Source organism: Roseivivax marinus (genome assembly GCF_900109705.1).
Lineage (GTDB): Bacteria > Pseudomonadota > Alphaproteobacteria > Rhodobacterales > Rhodobacteraceae > Roseivivax > Roseivivax marinus.
In genome coordinates this window covers 1-17,559 of sequence record NZ_FOAI01000010.1, presented here as the reverse complement: position 1 = coordinate 17,559, position 17,559 = coordinate 1, and the positions used below count along the sequence as shown (strand labels likewise).

The following is a 17,559-nucleotide window of genomic DNA, read 5'->3' as shown; positions in this document are numbered from 1 at the left end:
GGAAGATGACCGCTGCCCGCCCGCGTCGCAACCGGCATTGTCGGATGCCCTGCGGTCAGGATCATTGGACCTCGGTCATGCGGCCTGGTGGTCGGGCGTGCTGCCGACCTTCGTCACGTCCTTAAGCGGGCGGGCCGGGCCTTCTCCTCGAAATTGGTCGATGGTCGCCCCGCGCGGGTCCGCCGTGGATGCCGAACCGTCATGCCCGGCGCGACAGCCGGTCCGGCCCGGCGGCGAGGTTCGAGAACCGCACGAGCGTGGCTCCGCCGTGGATCGGTTCCGCGCGGCAAATCAGCGTTTCTCCGGAACGGTGGCCCACTTGCGCGTCCCAGCCCGCGCGCTCCCCGTGTTGGCGGACGAAATCGCGCAGGTCGCCCCAGATCGGGCTCGGGGCGCACTCGGACTGCCAGTGGCGCGTGGCCTCGATCACCGAGGTCGTCTCGACCGTGGTGTCGGGATCGGTGTTCCACAGCCGTCGGTAGGCCGCGTTGCAGAACGCCAGCAGACCCCCGGCGGTGAACACCGCGACAGCATCGTCGAAGGCATCGATCACGGACTGGCTGAGCTCGAGCTCGCGGCGGAAGCGCCGCGTGAGGGACACCTCGTCGCTGATGTCCTCGATAAGGAAGGCAACGGCGCCGTCCGGGTGCGGTCGGCCGTTGACCCGGTAGGTCAGCCCGCTCGGCAGGGACCATGTGTCTGAATAGCCCTCGTCCCGCGCCGCGGCGATCAACCGGGCCAGATCAGCCCGCCAAGATGCATAATCGCGCGGCTCGGGCATGATCTGCCGCTCGCGCAGCAGATCGAAGAACGACATGAGGTCCGGCCGGTTCGCCAGCTGTTCGGCGGTAAGGCCGGTCAGGTCGCACAACGCGGGGTTGAAGAGCACCAGCGCCTGCGTCCGGTCGAAGATCGCCAGACCAGTGGGCAGGAAAGAGAAGGTCAACGACAGGGTCTGCACGAAATTGCGCTGCGCGGCCTCGGCCCGGACCACGGCGTTGATACTGATCGCGTGGTGCGCCCAGCCGTCTTCCAGCCGGAAGCTGATGATTTCGAACCAGCGCGGCGCATGGGGGCCGTCGGGCCCGATCTGGGCACGGGTGGTCTGTCGCTCGGCCGCGCTGTCGGGGCATACCTCGAAGGGCCGGTCCGATCCCGTCTCGCGGCAGAGATCGCGGAAGGCGGCGTTGGCCCAGACGATCCGGTCGGCGTCATCCTCGCTCCATGCCGGGTGCGGAGCGGTGTCGATCCCGGCACGCAGAATGCGCACCTCCTCGGCGGCGAGGGCGCCGGCCAGCAGCGCGGCGGCATCGCCGGCATCCGCGAACACCGCGACGTGTACGCCTTTGCCCGCCTCCGTGATCTCCAGCCGCAGGCCGGTATCCACCCCGGGCGCCGCCACCGCGCCGGGCGGGGGCGGGCTGTCCGACGGCAGGTCCGGAAAGACACGGCGGAGGATACGCGCGACATCGCACCAGGTCGCGCCGGCGCCGTCGGCCCCGAGCGGCGCTTCCAGCGCGTCCAGAATGGTGTGCCCGGCAGAGCTCGAATCGACGCAGCGGCCATCGCGGAACAGGAACAGCGGCACGCCCCGGGGCGCAGCCTGACGGACGATCGCCGGGACACCCGGCGACCGCCACAGGAAGATCACAAGCCCCGCAAGACCAATCGTCCCACCAATCAGCGCGGCGGCGAGAGCTTCAGTACCCATTCTTCATCGCACTCGAAACAATGTGCCCTGCACGGGCGCGGCTCAACTGAAGCGCGGGAAGGTTAACACTGGGTTAACACGGGTAGCGGACCACCGCCGTCCCGAGGCGCCTACGGCACGCGGCCGCTCAGGGCAGGAAAGGCTGGTTGGCGCCCACCGGGCCGCGGGGGCGTCCGCGATCGGCCTCGATCTCGTGACGCGGCCAGACCACTTCGACCACCGCGCCGCGCCGCTCGGGCGCCGGACCCTGGGCGCCCTGGTCCCAGCCGTTGGCAAAACTCAGCTCGGCGCCTGTGCGCTCGAGCAGCGTCTTCGCGATGAAGAGGCCGAGGCCCATACCCTCGTATTCGGGTCGCTGCGCCCGCTCGCGCTCGCTCCAGCGGCGGCGCATGAACGGGTCGCCGATCCGGCCGATCAGGTGCGTCGGAAAGCCCCGTCCGTCGTCGAGAATCCGCACGGTGATGTGCATGTCGGTCCAGATCACCTCGACCCAGACGGTGGAGCGGGCGAAGTCCACCGCGTTCTGCACGAGGTTGCGCAGCCCGTGCACGATCTCGGGCCGGCGCAGGATCTGCGGCTGGGCGCCGCCGTCCGCGGCCTCGGCCTCGACGACCACGTCCTTGCCGCGCTCCTGGTGCGGCTCGGCCGCCTCGCGGATGACTTCGAGCAAGGGCGCCTGCCGCGTCTGAAGGTCGTTCTTCCCGGCGCGGCCCATGCTGCGCAGGATGTCGCGGCAACGGTCGGCCTGCTGCCGGATCAGGGCCGCGTCCTCCTGCTGCTCTGGCCGGTCGGCAAGGTCGTCGTAAAGCTCGGAGGAAGTCAGCTTGATGGTGGCAAGCGGCGTGCCGAGTTCGTGCGCCGCCGCCGCGACCACACCGCCAAGATCAGTGAGCTTCTGCGCCCGGGCCAGCGCCATCTGCGTCGCCGCCAGCGCCTCCTGCATGGCGTGCATCTCGGAGGTCAGACGGCGGGCGTAGACCGAGATGAAGACCAGCGCGATGGTCAGCGCGATCCACTGACCGAAGACGAAGAGGTCCGGGATCCGCAGAACCTGGCCATCATCGGTCATCAGCGGCAGGTGCCAGAACACCAGCGCGCTTGCGAAGCTGAAGGCGATGGCGTTGAGGATGATGGTCGAGCGCAGTCGCAGAACCGCCGCCGACACCGTGACCGGAGCCAACAACAGCAGCGAGAACGGATTGTGCAATCCGCCGGTCAGGAACAGCAGGAACGCCAGCTGAAAGACGTCGAAGACGACCATCATGAAGTTTTCTTGCTCGCTCAGGCGCTTCGTCTCGGGGAAGATGAACATCGCCACGAGGTTGCCGACGACGGACACGCCCACGGCAAGGAAGCAGAGCCCGAGTTCGAGCTGCAGATCGTAAAGCCGCTGCGCCACCACGATCGCGGCGAGCTGCCCGGCGATGGCGAACCACCGCAGCAGGATCATGGTCCGCAGACGGATCCAGTTCCGGCGGCGCCCCGGGGCGAGAAGGTCGAAGTTGGTATCGGCGCTCGCGGACATGTGCGGCGTTCCGTCAGTTGCGGCGGGTTCCCGACTTGATAGGTCTCCGGCGGGTCGAATCAAACGCGGAAGGACCTCGCACATGCGCAACGGGACCACGATCGCGGCGCTGGCCGCGGGTGCGGCGCTTCTGGGGATCATCGGCGGCACCGTCCTCTATTCGCAGATGCGCGGCGATGCCGACGTCTTCGCCGACTGCCGATCCGCCAACGTCGCTGGCGGCATGGGAGCCATCGGCGGCGACTTCGAGCTGGTCTCGGAAACCGGCGAGACCGTCACGAGCGACGCGGTCTTCGAAACGCCGTCACTGGTCTATTTCGGCTACACCTTCTGCCCGGACGTCTGCCCTCTGGACAACCAGCGCAACGCGCAAGCGGCCGACGTGATGGAGGAGATGGGCTATGACGTGCAGCCCGTCTTCATCACGGTGGACCCCGCGCGGGACACGCCAGAGGTCATGGCCGAGTTCACCGACGCCATGCACCCCGACATGCTGGGCCTGACTGGCAGCGAAGCGCAGGTGAAGGCCGCCGCCGACGCCTACAGGGTCTATTACCGCGTGCCCGAGACCGACGAGGAATATTACCTCGTGGATCACACGACCTTCACCTACCTCGTTCTGCCCGAGGCGGGTGTGGTGGACTTCTTCAAGCGCGAGGATACACCCGAGGGCATGGCCGAGCGCGCCGCCTGCTTCATCGACGCGGCAGGCGCCTGAACCGGCCCGGTTTGACCGCCGCGGTGCCCAGTCCTACTTCGCAGACGAGACCCGTGGGGAGACGAGACCCGTGACCGACACCGCTGCTGCCGAAGACCTTGGCGACGACCGCACGCTGCTGCTGGTCGACGACGACGAGGCATTCCTCCGCCGCCTCGAGAAGGCGATGGAGAAGCGCGGCTTCACGGTCGAGAGCGCAGGCTCCGTCGCCGCCGGCCGCGCCGCCGCCACCGCGCGTCCGCCGGCCTACGCCGTGGTGGACCTGCGGCTCGAGGACGGCAACGGCCTCGACGTGGTGGAGGCGCTGCGCGAGCGGCGCCCGGACAGCCGCATCGTGGTGCTGACGGGCTACGGCGCCATCGCCACCGCGGTCGCCGCGGTGAAGATGGGCGCGACAGACTACCTGTCGAAGCCCGCCGACGCCACCGATATCGTCAACGCGCTGCTTGCGCGCGGAGAGGACCTGCCGCCGCCGCCGGAGAACCCGATGTCCGCCGACCGCGTCCGGTGGGAGCACATCCAGCGAGTCTACGAGCTGTGCGACCGCAACGTGTCCGAGACCGCGCGGCGGCTGAACATGCACCGGCGCACGCTGCAGCGCATCCTGGCGAAACGCTCCCCGCGGTGATCGCCGCGGCGCGGGCGCTGCCCTTGCGCTACCCAGGAATCTTCCACGGGACGACGGACGCGCGTTGGCTTGCGCTCAGATCTGCGACAGCAGCGCGGCATGGCGGGCGGTAAACTCCTCACGCACCTCCTTTGGCGGGCGCAAGCGGATCGACAGGCCTTCGCGTGCAGGCTCGGGCGGGCGGCCGAAGAAGCGGTCGGCCTCTGCCTCGGAGAAACCGGCGATCTCGGTCGCCTCCATCCAGGCCGAAACCTTGTCGGCGCGCTTGATCTGGCGCTTCACCGACTTGGGAATCTCGGCGGGCAGGCCGAAGCGCTGATGGATGGCCGCGCCCAGCCGATCGTCGAGCGCGCCGTAACTCGGTCCCACCGCCGCCTTTACCGGAGAGATCATGTCCCCGATGACGTATTCCGGCGCGTCGTGCAGCAGTGCCGCGAGGCGCCACGAAGCCGGCGCGTTGGGGCAGAGCCGGCCGTATATGACCTCGACCAGTAGCGAGTGCTCGGCCACCGAATAGGCGTAGTCGCCCCGCGTCTGGCCGTTCCAGCGCGCGACGAAGGCGAGGCCGTGGGCGATGTCCTCGATCTCGATGTCCACCGGCGTCGGATCGAGGAGGTCGAGGCGGCGGCCGGACAGCATCCGCTGCCAGGCACGGGGTTGTTTCGGCATGGTTCACGAATCCCAGATATCGGGCAATTGGATGCCCGAGCCGGGCCAGCGGCGCAACGGCTGCTCGGCCGCGTTGTCGGACGCCCCGGGCGATGCTATGCCGACGCCAACACATATTCAGTCCATTCGGAGGGGCCCGGGTCATGGCCAAGGATTACATCGTCAAGGACATCGGCCTTGCAGGCTACGGCCGCAAGGAACTCGACATCGCGGAAACCGAAATGCCGGGCCTCATGGCCCTGCGCGAGGAGTACGGCAGCGCCAAGCCCCTGTCGGGCGCAAAGATCGCCGGATCGCTGCACATGACGATCCAGACCGCCGTCCTGATCGAGACGCTGGTCGCGCTCGGCGCGGACGTGCGGTGGGCTTCGTGCAACATCTTCTCGACCCAGGATCACGCCGCGGCGGCGATCGCGGAGGGCGGCACCCCGGTCTTCGCCATCAAGGGCGAGACGCTGCCGGAATACTGGGACTACTGCGACCGCATCTTCCACTTCGACGGTGATGGCCAGGGCGGCGCAAACCTGATCCTCGACGATGGTGGCGACGCGACGATGTACATCCTGCTCGGCGCGCGGGTCGAGGCGGGCGAGACCGATCTGATCGCCGATCCGAAGTCCGAGGAGGAAGAAGCGCTCTTCGCGCAGATCCGCAAGCGGATGGAGGCGACGCCCGGCTTCTTCGCCAAGCAGCGGGACGCGATCCGCGGCGTCAGTGAAGAGACCACCACCGGCGTGCACCGCCTCTACGAGCTGATGCGCGACGGCCGCCTACCCTTCCCGGCGATCAACGTGAACGACAGCGTCACCAAGTCGAAGTTCGACAACAAGTACGGCTGCCGTGAGAGCCTTGTCGACGGCATCCGCCGGGCCACGGACACCATGATGGCCGGCAAGGTCGCGGTCGTCTGCGGCTATGGCGATGTGGGCAAGGGCTCGGCGGCGTCGCTCTCGGGCGCGGGCGCGCGCGTCAAGGTGACCGAGGCGGACCCGATCTGCGCGCTTCAGGCAGCGATGGACGGCTTCGAGGTCGTGCTGCTCGAGGACGTGATCGGCAGCGCCGACATCTTCATCACCACGACCGGCAACAAGGACGTCATCCGCATCGACCATATGCGCGAGATGAAGGACATGGCGATCGTCGGCAACATCGGCCACTTCGACAACGAGATCCAGGTCGCCGCGCTGAAGAACCACAAGTGGACCAACATCAAGGACCAGGTGGACATGATCGAGATGCCCTCGGGCAACCGCATCATCCTGCTGTCCGAAGGCCGTCTGCTGAACCTCGGCAACGCGACCGGGCACCCGTCCTTCGTGATGTCGGCGTCGTTCACCAACCAGACGCTGGCGCAGATCGAGCTCTGGACCAAGGGCGACGACTACAAGAACGAGGTCTACGTCCTGCCCAAGCATCTCGACGAGAAGGTCGCGCGCCTGCACCTTGCCCGCGTGGGTGCGAAGCTGACCGAGCTGTCCTCCGAGCAGGCCGCCTATATCGGCGTGACGCCCGAGGGCCCGTTCAAGCCCGAGCACTACCGGTACTGACCCCGCTCCGGAGCGGATGACATTGCCAATGGGCGGGAACCCGCCCATTCACGCGGACGTGAGCGGCAATTTCCGGCCAGATCAAACATTTTCTCACCCCGGGGGAAACTTCCGGGGCCGTTCGACGCTTTCTTGGGCAGCACACCACGTGACCAAGGAGGACACGGACGATGAAACTCAAGGCACTCATGATGAGCGCGGCTACCGCCGCACTTCTGGCAGGCGCGGCCACGGCCGAGCAGCACGACGGCGATTCCGAGATGGAGAACTCGGCCGAGGCCGCGGCAGAAGAAGCAGGCGACGCAGCTCAGGAAGCCGGTCAGGCCGCCGAACAGGCCGGTGAGGCCGCTGAGAACGCAGCCGAGGATGCGGCCCAGGCGACCGAGAACGCTGCTGAAGAGGCCGGCCAGGAAATGGAAGAGGCCGGCAACGAGATGGAAGCCGAAGCCGAGGAGGCCGGCAACGAGATGGAGGCCGAGGCCGACGAGGCTGGCGGTGAAATGGCCGGCGAAGGTCAATTCACCTCCATCGAGGAAATGACCGTCGGCGACGTCACCGGCATGAGTGTTTTCGATCCCGAGGACGGCCGTATCGGTGAAATCGACTACGTCATCGACCGTGGCGACGGTGCCGAAGCCGTGATCGGCATCGGTGGCTTCCTCGGCCTCGGCGAGTACACCGTGGCGCTGCCGATCTCGGAATTCGAGCTGCAGCAGGACCCGGAAGGCTTCTCGGTCGACACCGACCGCGAGACCCTCGAGCAGCAGCCCGAGATCGACGAGTCGGAAATCGAAGAACTGCCCGACGACATGATGATGTCCGAGCTGATGTCCGACGAGATGGGCAACGACATGGGCGAGAACTCCGAGATGGGCGAGTCGGAGATGGACGCCGGCATGTCGGATGACGCGGCTTCGAACAGCGAGTCGGGTTCGGACAGCGGTTCGGGTTCGGACAGCGAGATGTCCGAAGGTGGCGACTCGTCGGACAGCGGCGAGATGTCCGAAGACGGCGAGAGCCAGTCGAACAACTGATTGCGTATATCCCGCAAGACAGCAGGGCCGGTCCTTCGGGGCCGGCCTTTTTCGTCGCCACGCCCCTTTTTGATTGCCAGACACCCCCTGCTGGGTGACCTTTCTGGCATCCGACTTCATCTCAGTGTTGAAAAGGGAGGGACGACCGATGGGACGCCGCGACGACCTGATTGCCCGCTATGCCGAAGACCTCCGCACGAAATGCGGCATGGAGCCCGACATGGAGCTTCTGAAGAAAGTCACCATCGGGTGCGGGCCGACCATCTACGACGCCGACAGCGCAACGGTTGCGGCCACTCAGCCGGGCGAACTCGAAACGGTGAAGCGGAACTTCCTGGTGCGCAAGCTGGGCCTGTCGGACGGACCGGAACTGGACGAGGCGATCGACGCGGTCATCGAGACCTACGGCCGTTCCGAGCGCGACAAGCATCGGCCGGTTGTCTACTACATGCTGGTGAAGCACTTCGGTCGGGAAAGCGTCTATCGCTAGGGTGAGGCTGCAAGTTCCGAGAGGCCATTAACCCGCTTGGCGCTCCGGGCGCCTCTGTAGACTCAAAGATCCCCATAATCTTTCAAATGCCAGATTCCGGTTTCATAGATACGTTTACCCTATCCCCAGACGCACCCTCTACGCCAAATCAATAGCTTACCGGTCGCCGACACGGTTTTGCCACGAAGGAGCCCGGAAACCACCCGAGAGGTTAGTTTCTTGGGATAATGTTATGCCGTAAACCCGTTGGATTTGAGGGACTTAACCTTGGCGCGCAACGTTCGCGTCCGGTAGATCAAACCTGCATCAAGCCAGAAGGCGACGAACCGGGATACTCGAACGGCGTGTGGGAGCGTCGGGGTGAGTAAGCGGGGGACTCGCATTATGGCGGGGCCCCCGCTTCGATTTCAGCGGCCCGTTAAGGGCTGCCGGCATCAGGCCGACAGGCCCGTCCGCTTGCAAATATGCGACCACTCGGCCTCGGTCACCGGCTGCACCGACAGGCGCGAATTCTTTACCAGAACCATTTCGGACAGGACCGGGTCGCCCTTGATCTCATCCAGCGACAGGGGCGTCTTTGCAGCTTCCAGCGCGCGTATGTCCACGCACTCCCACCGCTCGTCATCGGTGGTCGAATCGGGATGCGCTTCGGCGATCACCTCGACCGTGCCGACGATCTCGCGCGCCTTCTGCGAGTGGTAGAAGAAGCCGCGGTCGCCCACCGACATCTCGCGCATGAAGTTGCGCGCCTGGTAGTTGCGCACCCCGTCCCATTCCTCGCCCGTGTCGCCCTTGGCCACCTGGTCGTCCCAGGACCAGGTGGAGGGCTCGGACTTGAACAGCCAGTAGCGCATCACCCGATAACCTTCTTCCACTCGGTCAGCTGAACCGACTCGAAGAGCCCGGCCTTGGCGTACGGATCGTCCTCGGCCCATTTTTCAGCCGCCTCCATGTCGGTGACCTCGAGGATCACCAGCGACCCGACCATCTCTTCCTCTTCGATCAGCGGACCGGCCATGAGCACGTGGCCAGTGTCCTCGATATACGCGAGGTGAGCGTCGCGGTTTTCCTTCCGCGTGGCGATGGCGCCGGGTTTGTCACGGGCGATCAGAGCGACGAGCATGGTGGGGTCTCCTTGGGGAACGATCAGGCCTTGGCGCCCTTGCGGCCGTATCCGAGCATGGGCGCGGCCCCTGCGTCGAGAGGCCATCGGGGGCGGGCTGCAAGGTCCAGCCCCGAACGATGCCCGGAGGCCATCAGTTCCTGCCCGGCAAAGGCAATCATGGCGGCATTGTCGGTGCAGAGCGCCAGCGGCGGGGCGCAGAACCGGGCACCCGCCGCCGCGGCGACATCCTGCAGGGCCGCGCGAAGCGGCCCGTTCGCAGCCACGCCGCCCGCGACGGCCATGGCGGGCTCGCCGGGTGCGTCTGCCATATAGATCGCGAGCGCCCGCCGCGCCTTTTCGGCCAGCACATCGCGCACCGCCCGCTGGAAGCCGGCGCAGAGATCCGCGCGGTCCTGCCGCCAGAGACCGCCCTGCTCCGCCACAAGCGCGTCGCGCTGGCGCAGTACGGCGGTCTTGAGGCCCGAGAAGGACATGTCGCAACCGACGCGGTCCAGCAGCGGGCGCGGAAAGGCGAATCGGGCCGGATCACCGTCCGCCGCCGCGGCCTCGACCGAAGGGCCACCGGGCTGCGGCAGGCCGAGGATCCGCGCCACCTTGTCGAACGCCTCGCCGGGCGCGTCATCGATGGTGCCACCGAGGCGCGTGAACGCGTCCGGCCCACGTACGATCAGGAACTGGCAATGTCCGCCCGAGACCAGCAGCATGAGGTAGGGGAATGCGAGCCCATCGGTCAGGCGCGGCGTCAGCGCGTGCCCGGCAAGGTGGTTCACCCCGATCATCGGCAGGCCCGTTCCGGCGGCGATCCCCTTGGCGGTCATCACGCCCGCCAGGACGCCGCCGATCAGCCCCGGCCCCGAGGTCACCGCCACAGCGCCGACGCCGCGCAGGTCCATCCCGGCCTCATCCAGCGCACGGCGGACCACGGCATCGAGCGTCTCTGCATGGGCGCGTGCGGCGATTTCGGGGACGACGCCGCCGAACGCAGCGTGCAGCCTGCCCTGCCCCACGACCACCGACGCCAGAACCTCGCGGTCGCGCACCAGCGCCGCGGCGCTGTCGTCGCACGAGCTTTCGATACCGAGGATGGGCCGGTCCATGAGAGACGTATCCGTTGCCTGCAAGCGGGTCAGGAGGTAGCACCGGGGCGCCCGGCCCTCAATCCTTCACCGCCAGAGGCCCGCCCCGTGCCAGACCGAGAGCCGATGCGTCCCGTCCTGCTGATCACCCGGCCCGAGCCCGGCGCCACGCGCACGGCCAACGCCCTGCGGCAGGCCGCCGGCGCTACCTTCCAGACCGTGATCAGCCCGCTTCTGGCCATGCGCTTCCGCGGCGCCTTGCCGGTGATCGGCGCGGGCGACGTGCCGGTCTTTACCTCGATGAACGGCGTGCGCGCCTACCGCAAGGGCGGCGGCCCGGCCGGACGGCGTGCCCTCGCGGTGGGGGACGCGACAGCGGCGGCGGCCTGCGAGGCCGGGCTCGAGACGGTCTCGGCCGGTGGCGACGTCGAGTCGCTGATCGCGCTGGTCCTGCGGGATCCGCCGTCGGGACGGCTCGTGCACCTGCGCGGACTTGAGACGCGCGGCGATCTCGGCTCACGTCTCCGAGCCGCCGGCCTCGTGTGCGACGAAGCGGTGGTCTACGAGCAGACGTCGCAGCCGCTGTCGAAAGCCGGACAGGCGGCGCTCGCCGGGACATCTCCGGTGGTCACCCCTGTCTTTTCCCCCCGGACGGCAGCCGAACTCGCCCTATATTCTCCGGCGAACGCGCCCGTCTTCGTGGCGGCCATGAGTCCGGCGGTCGCCGACGCCCTCAGCCCGCTGGCTCCGCGCCGTGTGCTGATCGCGGAGGCACCCACCGCCGCGGCGATGCAGGCCGCGACGCTGCGGCTTCTGCCCGAAGCCGCGGCGCTTGAGACAGGGGGTGGGGCCGAGTAAGGTCCGGTTGACACAAGGCGTCCCAAAGGGATGCGAAGGATTCGAAGGGGACAGCGGACGTGGCAGACGCGGACAAGCCGAAAGACAGCCCGGACGAAGAAAAGCGCGAAACCGCGCCGGAGGAGGATACGGGCCAGGCGTCCACGCCCCGGATGGCCAACGAACCCGACGACTCGGACGGCGACACCGTCACTTCGGGTGACGATACGGTCGATGCCGGACCATCGTCGGACCCGCTGATGCCCGGCCCGGACGGAGAGGTCGCTGACCCCGCCCCCGAAGATGCCGACGAGACCGATCCGGCCTCGCAAGAGGCGCATGACGAAGCGCGCGCCGACGACGACGGCATGATCGCGCACGATTACGGCGACCACAGCGCGCCCCCGGTCGAGGATGGCGCAGCCGCACAGGACACCCTGACAGCAGGCACCGAGAACGACGCCACGGCCGACACCGTTGTCGGCTCGGTTCACGCCGACGACACCGTCACCGACGACCGGGGCGAAGCCGCCGTGGCCGCGGGCACCGGCGGGCCGCTCGTGCAGGAAAAGATCGTCGAACGCCGCGGAGGCTTCGTGCCGGCCGTGTTCGGCGGCATCCTCGCCGCCGTCGGTGGCTTCTTCCTTTCGCAATACCTCGGACCGACGGGCTGGCCGTTTTCCGGCGCCGCCAATTTCGAGGAAGAGACCCGGTCCGCCCTGATGGAGACCCGCGACGGAATGCAGGCCCTCCAAGGCCGCGTCGACGGGGTGGAAACCAACCTCTCCGATGTCGACCTGTCGAGCGTCGAGACCGCCGTCGCCGACCTGACCGAGCGCACCGGCACGCTGGCCGCCGACATCGCCACCCTCCAGTCGGACGTGGGCGAAATCGGCACCGGCCTGAACGAGCGCGTGGACGCGCTGTCCTCCAGTGTCGAGGGTCTGCAGGCGGGCCTCGCGACCATTTCCGAGGACGCCGCGAGCTTCGCCGACCGGGTGAGCGCGCTCGAGAAGGCGCCGATGGAGGACGCCGTGTCGCCCGAGACCGTCGCCGCCTACGAAGCCGAGCTTGCCGACCTGCAGTCGCGAATGGACGAACAGAGCGGCGCTTTCGACCAGACGGTGGCCGACCAGCGCGCCGCGATGGATCAGGCCTTCGCAGACCAGCAGGCCCGGATGGACGAAGCCTTCGCCCAGCAACAGGCCCAGATCGAGGAACAGCGGGCCGAGCTTCAGGCCATGGTCGACGAGGCCAACGCCTCCGAGCAGGAGGCCGCGCGGCAGGCACAGATCGCCACGCTCCGCGCCGCCGTGTCGGACCTCGATACCGCCGTCCGCTCGGGCGAGCCATTCCAGCAGGCGCTCGGACCGATCTCGGACGCCGAGGGCATGGAGGTTCCCGAGGCGCTGTCGGCCAATGCCGAAGACGGCGTCGCCACACAGGCCCGCCTTGCCGAGAGCTTCCCGCCGGCGGCACGCGACGGGTTGGCCGCGGCCCGCGCGGACGAGCCGATCGAGGGCGAGGGCGCCAATCGTTTCGCCTCCTTCATGGCGCGCCAGCTCGGCGCCCGCTCGGTCACCCCGCGTGAGGGCGACAGCCCCGACGCGATCCTCAGCCGGGCCGAAGCCGCCGTCGACAACGGCGATCTCGGCACCGCCCTGTCGGAACTCGAGGCGCTGCCGGACACCGCCCGCGAGGCCATGTCGGGCTGGATCGACCAGGCCCGCGCCCGGGCCGATGCCCTCTCCGCCGTCGACGCCCTCCGGCAAGACCTGAACATCGAATAAAAGGCGCCGCACATGCTTTGGTCACTTCTCAAGATCATCCTCTTCGTCGCGGCGGTCGCGGCGCTGACCATCGGCGCCGGCTGGCTGATGCAGACGAACGGTGGCGTCATGGTCACCGTGGCGGGCACCGAGTACAGCTTCGGCCCCCTGCAATCGGTGCTCGCGCTGATCCTGCTGGTCGTCGCGCTCTACGTCGTCTTCAAGCTGGTCTCGCTGCTGGTCGCCGTGCTGAAGTTCATCAACGGCGACGACACCGCGATCTCGCGCTACTTCGACCGCAACCGCGAAAAGAAGGGCTACGAGGCGCTCGCCGACGGCATGACCGCGCTGGCTGCGGGTGAGTCGCGTCTCGCCATCGCCAAGGCCGAAAAGGCCGAGCGCTACCTGAACCGCCCAGAGGTCACCAACCTCATCACCGCGCAGGCGGCCGAGCAACAGGGCGACCGCAAGAAGGCCGAGGCGACCTACAAGAAGCTCCTCGCCCACGACAAGACGCGCTTCGTCGGCATCCGCGGCATCATGCACCAGCGGCTGGCCGAGGGCGACACCGACACCGCGCTGCAGCTGGCCGAGCGCGCCTTCGCGCTGAAGCCCAAGCATGAAGAGACACAGGACATCCTGCTGCGGCTCCAGGCCGGGCACCACGACTGGAAGGGCGCGCGCAACACGCTGAACGCCAAGCTGCGCCACGGTGCCCTGCCCCGCGACGTGCACAAGCGCCGTGACGCGGTGCTGGCGCTCTCCGAGGCGCGTGACGTGCTCGACGAGGGCAAGACCATCGAGGCCCGCGAGGCGGCAATTACCGCCAACAAGAACTCGTCCGACCTGATCCCGGCTGCCGCGATGGCCGCCCGGGCCCACATCGCCGACGATCGCAAGAAATACGCGACGCGCCTGCTCAAGAAGACCTGGCAGGTTCAGCCCCACCCCGACCTCGCTGCGGCCTTCGCCGAGATCGAGCCCGAGGAGACCCCGGAGCAGCGCCTCAAGCGCTTCCGCCAGCTGCTGTCGATCAATCCCGATCACCGGGAAACGCGCCTGCTGAACGCCGAGCTGCACCTCGCGGCCGAGGACTTCCCCGGCGCGCGCCGCGCCATCGGCGACCTCCCCGAGACAGAGCCGGACGCCCGCGTGCTGTCGATCATGGCTGCCATCGAACGCGGCGAAGGTGCCTCCGACCGGGTCGTCCGGGGCTGGCTCGCCCGCGCGCTCACCGCGCCGCGCGGTCCGCAATGGGTCTGCGACAACTGCAACACCGTGCACTCCGAATGGGTGCCGGTCTGCACCCACTGCGAGGCCTTCGACACCCTCTCGTGGAAGACACCTCCGTCCGATTCCGGCGCGTCGCCCGTGGGCGCCGAAATGCTTCCGCTGCTGGTGGGCGACGACCGCCCCGAGGACGAGGCCCCGATGCCCGCCCCGGCGACCGAGGACACCGCTGCACAGGACCTGAGCGAAGGTCAGGCGTCTGAACCGACAGGCCCGAATGCCGAAGTTCTCGACACCATCGCCACCACCGAGGAAGAGCGCCGCGAAACAGGCGGCGCGAGGTCGAATTGACCCTTTTCCTCGCTCCGAGGCGGTGCTAAGAGCCGCCTCACTCCGGCGCCGGTGTAGCTCAGCTGGTAGAGCACGTCATTCGTAATGATGGGGTCGTAGGTTCGAGTCCTATCACCGGCACCACGGAGACCTCCTAAGCCATTGCCGAAGATCAGCTTTTCGCTGTGATTAGCAAAGGCGTAGAACATGTCGGAGTACAAATCCGCCCCCCACCTCTTCCAAAAAGACGGCATATTTTACTTCGTTCGGCGTGTGCCACGTGACTTGAGGGGCCACTACTCGTCCGGAAAAATCTCCTATTCTCTGCGAACCAGAAGTCAGTCCGTGGCTCGGGCAAGATCAGCCAGTGCCGCCATGAAGTTGGACGAATACTGGTACTTCCTCCGCTCGCAGAAGGCCGACATCCCGGGCAAGCACATGCTCAGGCAAGGCGGAACTAGGCCGATAGAGCCGCTTCCCGTCACCACCGACTGCATGACGCTGTCTGACGGGGTTTCTGTGTACCTTCGGCTTAAAGGTACCGGGAAGGTAGACACCTTCAAACGGGCTGCTGAGCGGTGCTGTGGCTATGCTATCGACGTCTGCGGAGACAAACCCCTTACCGACTACACAAAGGCTGACGGCAATGCCTTGAGGGATAGCCTGATTGAGCGTGGTTTGTCGGGCAGCAGCATCGCAAGGACGATTGGGACGGTGAGGTCTGTCTTCAACTTCGCTGCCAGTGAAGCTGGGCTGTCGATCCCTAACCCCTTCGCCAAGATTTACTATGATCGTCAGGCGGGTGTCTCGGATCGGAAGCCAATCTCCCTCGCGAATATCCGGACCATTCAGACCCGGTGCTACAAACTTGACGATGAAGCACGGTGGCTTGTGGCTTTGGTGGCCGACACCGGCATGCGACTAGCCGAAGCAGCGGGCATTCTCCGTGAAGACATCATTGAATGCGATGAAGGCAGCCTTGCCGTTCAGATCGTTCCCCGCCCGTGGCGCAGGCTGAAGACGAAGGGGAGTGAAAGAGTTGTTCCTCTGGTCGGATCATCACTGTGGGCCGCACAGCGTATCTTGGCGACACGGAAGTCCGGAGAGTTTGCCTTCCCTCGATACAACAAGGGCGAGGCCACGAACGCCAACTCCGCTAGTGCGGCTTTGAACAAGTGGATCAAGTCGACCGTAGGTGAAACCGTCACCATGCACGGGTTCCGCCATGCCATGCGAGACAGACTCCGTGCTGTGGAATGCCCTGCGGATATCGTGGACCATATCGGCGGTTGGCAGACCGAGGGCGTCGGCCACAGCTACGGTACGGGTTATAACGTATTCGTGCCGAGAAAATGGCTCCAATTAGCCATGCAGTAATATTACTACATAGCTAACGAACATGACCGATCATGCAAGACATGATTGACAGGTCCATTTAAAGAAATTCACTTAGCCGCAAATGTTCGAAAGCAAGCCCGAGCCGCTTGTATGTCTCTGGCGCAGTCGACCGTAGCTGAAATAGGTGCTGAAGATGTCTGTCGATCAAGCAATTAAATTCGTGTGTGATGAGTTGTTCGACCCCACGATTAACCATCCGGAAATTGGTGAGAAGCCCAAAAACATTGCCAAGAATTTCAGGGTGTGGGCAACCGAGATGTCCCACACTGGCAACCTCTTGGAACTTCTGAATTTTCTTGATAAATCGCAGAGTCCGGTTGTCTTCGAAGAACAAGTGCGACTAGGCATTACGACTATCACAGAAATACTACCGGAATTTGAGAGAAAGTTTGCGAACGAACTGGAAGATCGGCTTACAAAGGATGATCTGCAAGTTGGAATGGACTATTCCACTCGAATGATCCACGCGATTTGCGGTAGCTATGATTTAAGGAGTGGTGGCATTCTACCTGTCTGGGATGGCGCCGGTTCAGTTGACTTCGTCGCAATCAAGGCAACACTAAGCGGCGGCACTTATGAGAATAGCTGGATCGAAAGCCGAAAAAGACTCAAATACTTCATGAAAGCAATAAGTGGAAACTTTAGTGAAAGTTATCGGGATAATGCTGCGATAATAAATAACCCACAAAAGCCCGTGTTGGCTTTTGTCAGAGAGGCAAGCAGTAGTCGCTTCACTTATTATGGACGATTTTTTCTACTGTCCATTCAATCCGAGGAAGATGGCTCAAAGTGGTTTGACCTAGCTAGTTGGGACGATGGTATGGGCCAAATAGCGTATATCACGGACGTGGAGTCGTCATTGCATCATAAGGTTAAAGCGTCTCAACGAATGGATGCTACAGAAAGAAGAAAGAGATTAGAGACGGCAGCAAGCCAACCGGGCAAGCAGAGGATTGTGGCAACAGCTTACCAGAGGAACCCGGACGTAATTGCTGAGGTACTGTACCGAGCTAATGGTGTATGCGAGAGTTGCGGAAAGAACGCACCTTTTGAACGGCTTTCCGATGGCAGCCCTTTCTTGGAAGTCCATCACAAAGTCCCACTGTCACAGAATGGACCTGATACGGTAGAAAACGCCGCTGCGGTATGTCCCAACTGCCATCGCCAGGAACACTATGGAAGAGCCAAGTGGCCACATTAACAATTTTTCCTGTCACCCAATAAAGAGCAATATGCCACGCTAGCCTTAGAGTGATACAGCTCCAAAAGGGCGAAGCCGGAAGGCGAAGTACCGCCGGCCTGGCGCTCCGACATGTTCTACGCCTTTGCTAATCACAGCGAAAAGCTGATCTTCGGCAATGGCTTAGGAGGTCTCCGTGGTGCCGGTGATAGGACGCGCTTCGCGAGCTTGTTCCTGTTACAGGCACCGCCAAAGCCGTTTTGGTCAGCAAAACAAGGAATATCCGGTCCG

Annotated in this window: 16 protein-coding genes and 1 tRNA gene; 11 read left to right on the top strand and 6 right to left on the bottom strand. The window is 65.5% G+C overall.

Annotated features, from left to right (window positions below):
• Positions 1-199: 199 nt before the first annotated feature.
• Both BMX29_RS13160 and regB read right to left on the bottom strand, forming a co-directional pair.
• Positions 200-1,711 (bottom strand): PAS-domain containing protein, encoded by a 1,512-nt coding sequence (locus BMX29_RS13160; RefSeq protein ID WP_139197004.1) that lies wholly within the window; start codon positions 1,709-1,711, stop codon positions 200-202.
• 127 nt (positions 1,712-1,838) lie between these two features.
• Positions 1,839-3,236, bottom strand: a complete 1,398-nt coding sequence (gene regB, locus BMX29_RS13155; protein WP_092813521.1) for a sensor histidine kinase RegB — start codon at positions 3,234-3,236, stop codon at positions 1,839-1,841.
• 82 nt (positions 3,237-3,318) lie between these two features.
• Here regB and BMX29_RS13150 point away from each other — a divergent pair, with 82 nt between their 5' ends.
• On the top strand, positions 3,319-3,954 hold the full coding sequence (locus tag BMX29_RS13150) for an SCO family protein (RefSeq protein WP_043844216.1): 636 nt from the start codon (positions 3,319-3,321) through the stop codon (positions 3,952-3,954).
• Between the two features lie 70 nt (positions 3,955-4,024).
• Entirely contained in the window at positions 4,025-4,582 is a 558-nt protein-coding gene (locus BMX29_RS13145) for an ActR/PrrA/RegA family redox response regulator transcription factor (protein ID WP_092813518.1), read from the top strand.
• Between the two features lie 75 nt (positions 4,583-4,657).
• Here BMX29_RS13145 and BMX29_RS13140 read toward each other — a convergent pair whose 3' ends face one another.
• Positions 4,658-5,251, bottom strand: a complete 594-nt coding sequence (locus tag BMX29_RS13140; RefSeq protein ID WP_092813515.1) for an HD domain-containing protein — start codon at positions 5,249-5,251, stop codon at positions 4,658-4,660.
• 143 nt (positions 5,252-5,394) lie between these two features.
• Between BMX29_RS13140 and ahcY the strand changes: the two genes are divergently transcribed.
• The 3 genes from ahcY (at position 5,395) to BMX29_RS13125 (ending at position 8,322) form a co-directional block, all read left to right on the top strand.
• Positions 5,395-6,798, top strand: coding sequence for an adenosylhomocysteinase (gene ahcY, locus BMX29_RS13135; RefSeq protein ID WP_043844211.1), 1,404 nt, complete (start codon positions 5,395-5,397; stop codon positions 6,796-6,798).
• A gap of 170 nt (positions 6,799-6,968) precedes the next feature.
• Positions 6,969-7,832: a hypothetical protein gene (locus BMX29_RS13130; protein ID WP_092813512.1), complete on the top strand. Its 864-nt coding sequence runs from the start codon at positions 6,969-6,971 to the stop codon at positions 7,830-7,832.
• Positions 7,833-7,980: 148 nt separating this feature from the next.
• Positions 7,981-8,322, top strand: a complete 342-nt coding sequence (locus BMX29_RS13125) for a DUF2853 family protein (protein WP_043844208.1) — start codon at positions 7,981-7,983, stop codon at positions 8,320-8,322.
• A gap of 434 nt (positions 8,323-8,756) precedes the next feature.
• On the opposite strand, the gene BMX29_RS13120 is transcribed toward BMX29_RS13125, so the two are convergent.
• The 3 genes from BMX29_RS13120 to tsaD are packed head-to-tail and all read right to left on the bottom strand — an operon-like array spanning position 8,757 to position 10,545.
• Positions 8,757-9,176: an EVE domain-containing protein gene (locus tag BMX29_RS13120; protein ID WP_092813509.1), complete on the bottom strand. Its 420-nt coding sequence runs from the start codon at positions 9,174-9,176 to the stop codon at positions 8,757-8,759.
• Positions 9,176-9,445: a YciI family protein gene (locus tag BMX29_RS13115; protein WP_092813506.1), complete on the bottom strand. Its 270-nt coding sequence runs from the start codon at positions 9,443-9,445 to the stop codon at positions 9,176-9,178. Before BMX29_RS13115 ends, BMX29_RS13120 begins: the two co-directional genes overlap by 1 nt.
• Before the next feature lie 23 nt (positions 9,446-9,468).
• Complete coding sequence (gene tsaD / locus BMX29_RS13110) at positions 9,469-10,545, bottom strand: tRNA (adenosine(37)-N6)-threonylcarbamoyltransferase complex transferase subunit TsaD (protein WP_092813503.1); 1,077 nt, start codon at positions 10,543-10,545, stop codon at positions 9,469-9,471.
• 87 nt (positions 10,546-10,632) lie between these two features.
• Between tsaD and BMX29_RS13105 the strand changes: the two genes are divergently transcribed.
• The 6 genes from BMX29_RS13105 (at position 10,633) to BMX29_RS13080 (ending at position 17,289) form a co-directional block, all read left to right on the top strand.
• On the top strand, positions 10,633-11,382 hold the full coding sequence (locus BMX29_RS13105; RefSeq protein WP_139197002.1) for a uroporphyrinogen-III synthase: 750 nt from the start codon (positions 10,633-10,635) through the stop codon (positions 11,380-11,382).
• A gap of 59 nt (positions 11,383-11,441) precedes the next feature.
• On the top strand, positions 11,442-13,151 hold the full coding sequence (locus BMX29_RS13100; protein ID WP_092813497.1) for a mitofilin family membrane protein: 1,710 nt from the start codon (positions 11,442-11,444) through the stop codon (positions 13,149-13,151).
• Between the two features lie 12 nt (positions 13,152-13,163).
• A complete protein-coding gene (locus BMX29_RS13095; protein WP_043844197.1) occupies positions 13,164-14,711 on the top strand; it encodes a heme biosynthesis protein HemY in 1,548 nt (515 codons plus the stop codon).
• A gap of 47 nt (positions 14,712-14,758) precedes the next feature.
• Positions 14,759-14,834: transfer RNA gene (locus BMX29_RS13090), tRNA-Thr, on the top strand.
• A 63-nt stretch (positions 14,835-14,897) separates the two neighbouring features.
• Positions 14,898-16,067, top strand: a complete 1,170-nt coding sequence (locus BMX29_RS13085; RefSeq protein WP_092813494.1) for a DUF6538 domain-containing protein — start codon at positions 14,898-14,900, stop codon at positions 16,065-16,067.
• Positions 16,068-16,221: 154 nt separating this feature from the next.
• Positions 16,222-17,289, top strand: a complete 1,068-nt coding sequence (locus BMX29_RS13080; protein ID WP_217644386.1) for an HNH endonuclease — start codon at positions 16,222-16,224, stop codon at positions 17,287-17,289.
• Positions 17,290-17,559 lie beyond the last annotated feature (270 nt).

Coding starts and splice junctions, on each gene's coding strand:
- ahcY (WP_043844211.1), top strand. CDS start 5,395: ATGGCCAAGGATTACATCGTCAAGGACATCGGCCTTGCAGGCTACGGC.
- BMX29_RS13150 (WP_043844216.1), top strand. CDS start 3,319: ATGCGCAACGGGACCACGATCGCGGCGCTGGCCGCGGGTGCGGCGCTT.
- BMX29_RS13115 (WP_092813506.1), bottom strand. CDS start 9,445: ATGCTCGTCGCTCTGATCGCCCGTGACAAACCCGGCGCCATCGCCACG.
- tsaD (WP_092813503.1), bottom strand. CDS start 10,545: ATGGACCGGCCCATCCTCGGTATCGAAAGCTCGTGCGACGACAGCGCC.
- BMX29_RS13160 (WP_139197004.1), bottom strand. CDS start 1,711: ATGGGTACTGAAGCTCTCGCCGCCGCGCTGATTGGTGGGACGATTGGT.
- BMX29_RS13080 (WP_217644386.1), top strand. CDS start 16,222: ATGTCTGTCGATCAAGCAATTAAATTCGTGTGTGATGAGTTGTTCGAC.
- BMX29_RS13120 (WP_092813509.1), bottom strand. CDS start 9,176: ATGCGCTACTGGCTGTTCAAGTCCGAGCCCTCCACCTGGTCCTGGGAC.
- BMX29_RS13130 (WP_092813512.1), top strand. CDS start 6,969: ATGAAACTCAAGGCACTCATGATGAGCGCGGCTACCGCCGCACTTCTG.
- regB (WP_092813521.1), bottom strand. CDS start 3,236: ATGTCCGCGAGCGCCGATACCAACTTCGACCTTCTCGCCCCGGGGCGC.
- BMX29_RS13085 (WP_092813494.1), top strand. CDS start 14,898: ATGTCGGAGTACAAATCCGCCCCCCACCTCTTCCAAAAAGACGGCATA.
- BMX29_RS13095 (WP_043844197.1), top strand. CDS start 13,164: ATGCTTTGGTCACTTCTCAAGATCATCCTCTTCGTCGCGGCGGTCGCG.
- BMX29_RS13140 (WP_092813515.1), bottom strand. CDS start 5,251: ATGCCGAAACAACCCCGTGCCTGGCAGCGGATGCTGTCCGGCCGCCGC.
- BMX29_RS13125 (WP_043844208.1), top strand. CDS start 7,981: ATGGGACGCCGCGACGACCTGATTGCCCGCTATGCCGAAGACCTCCGC.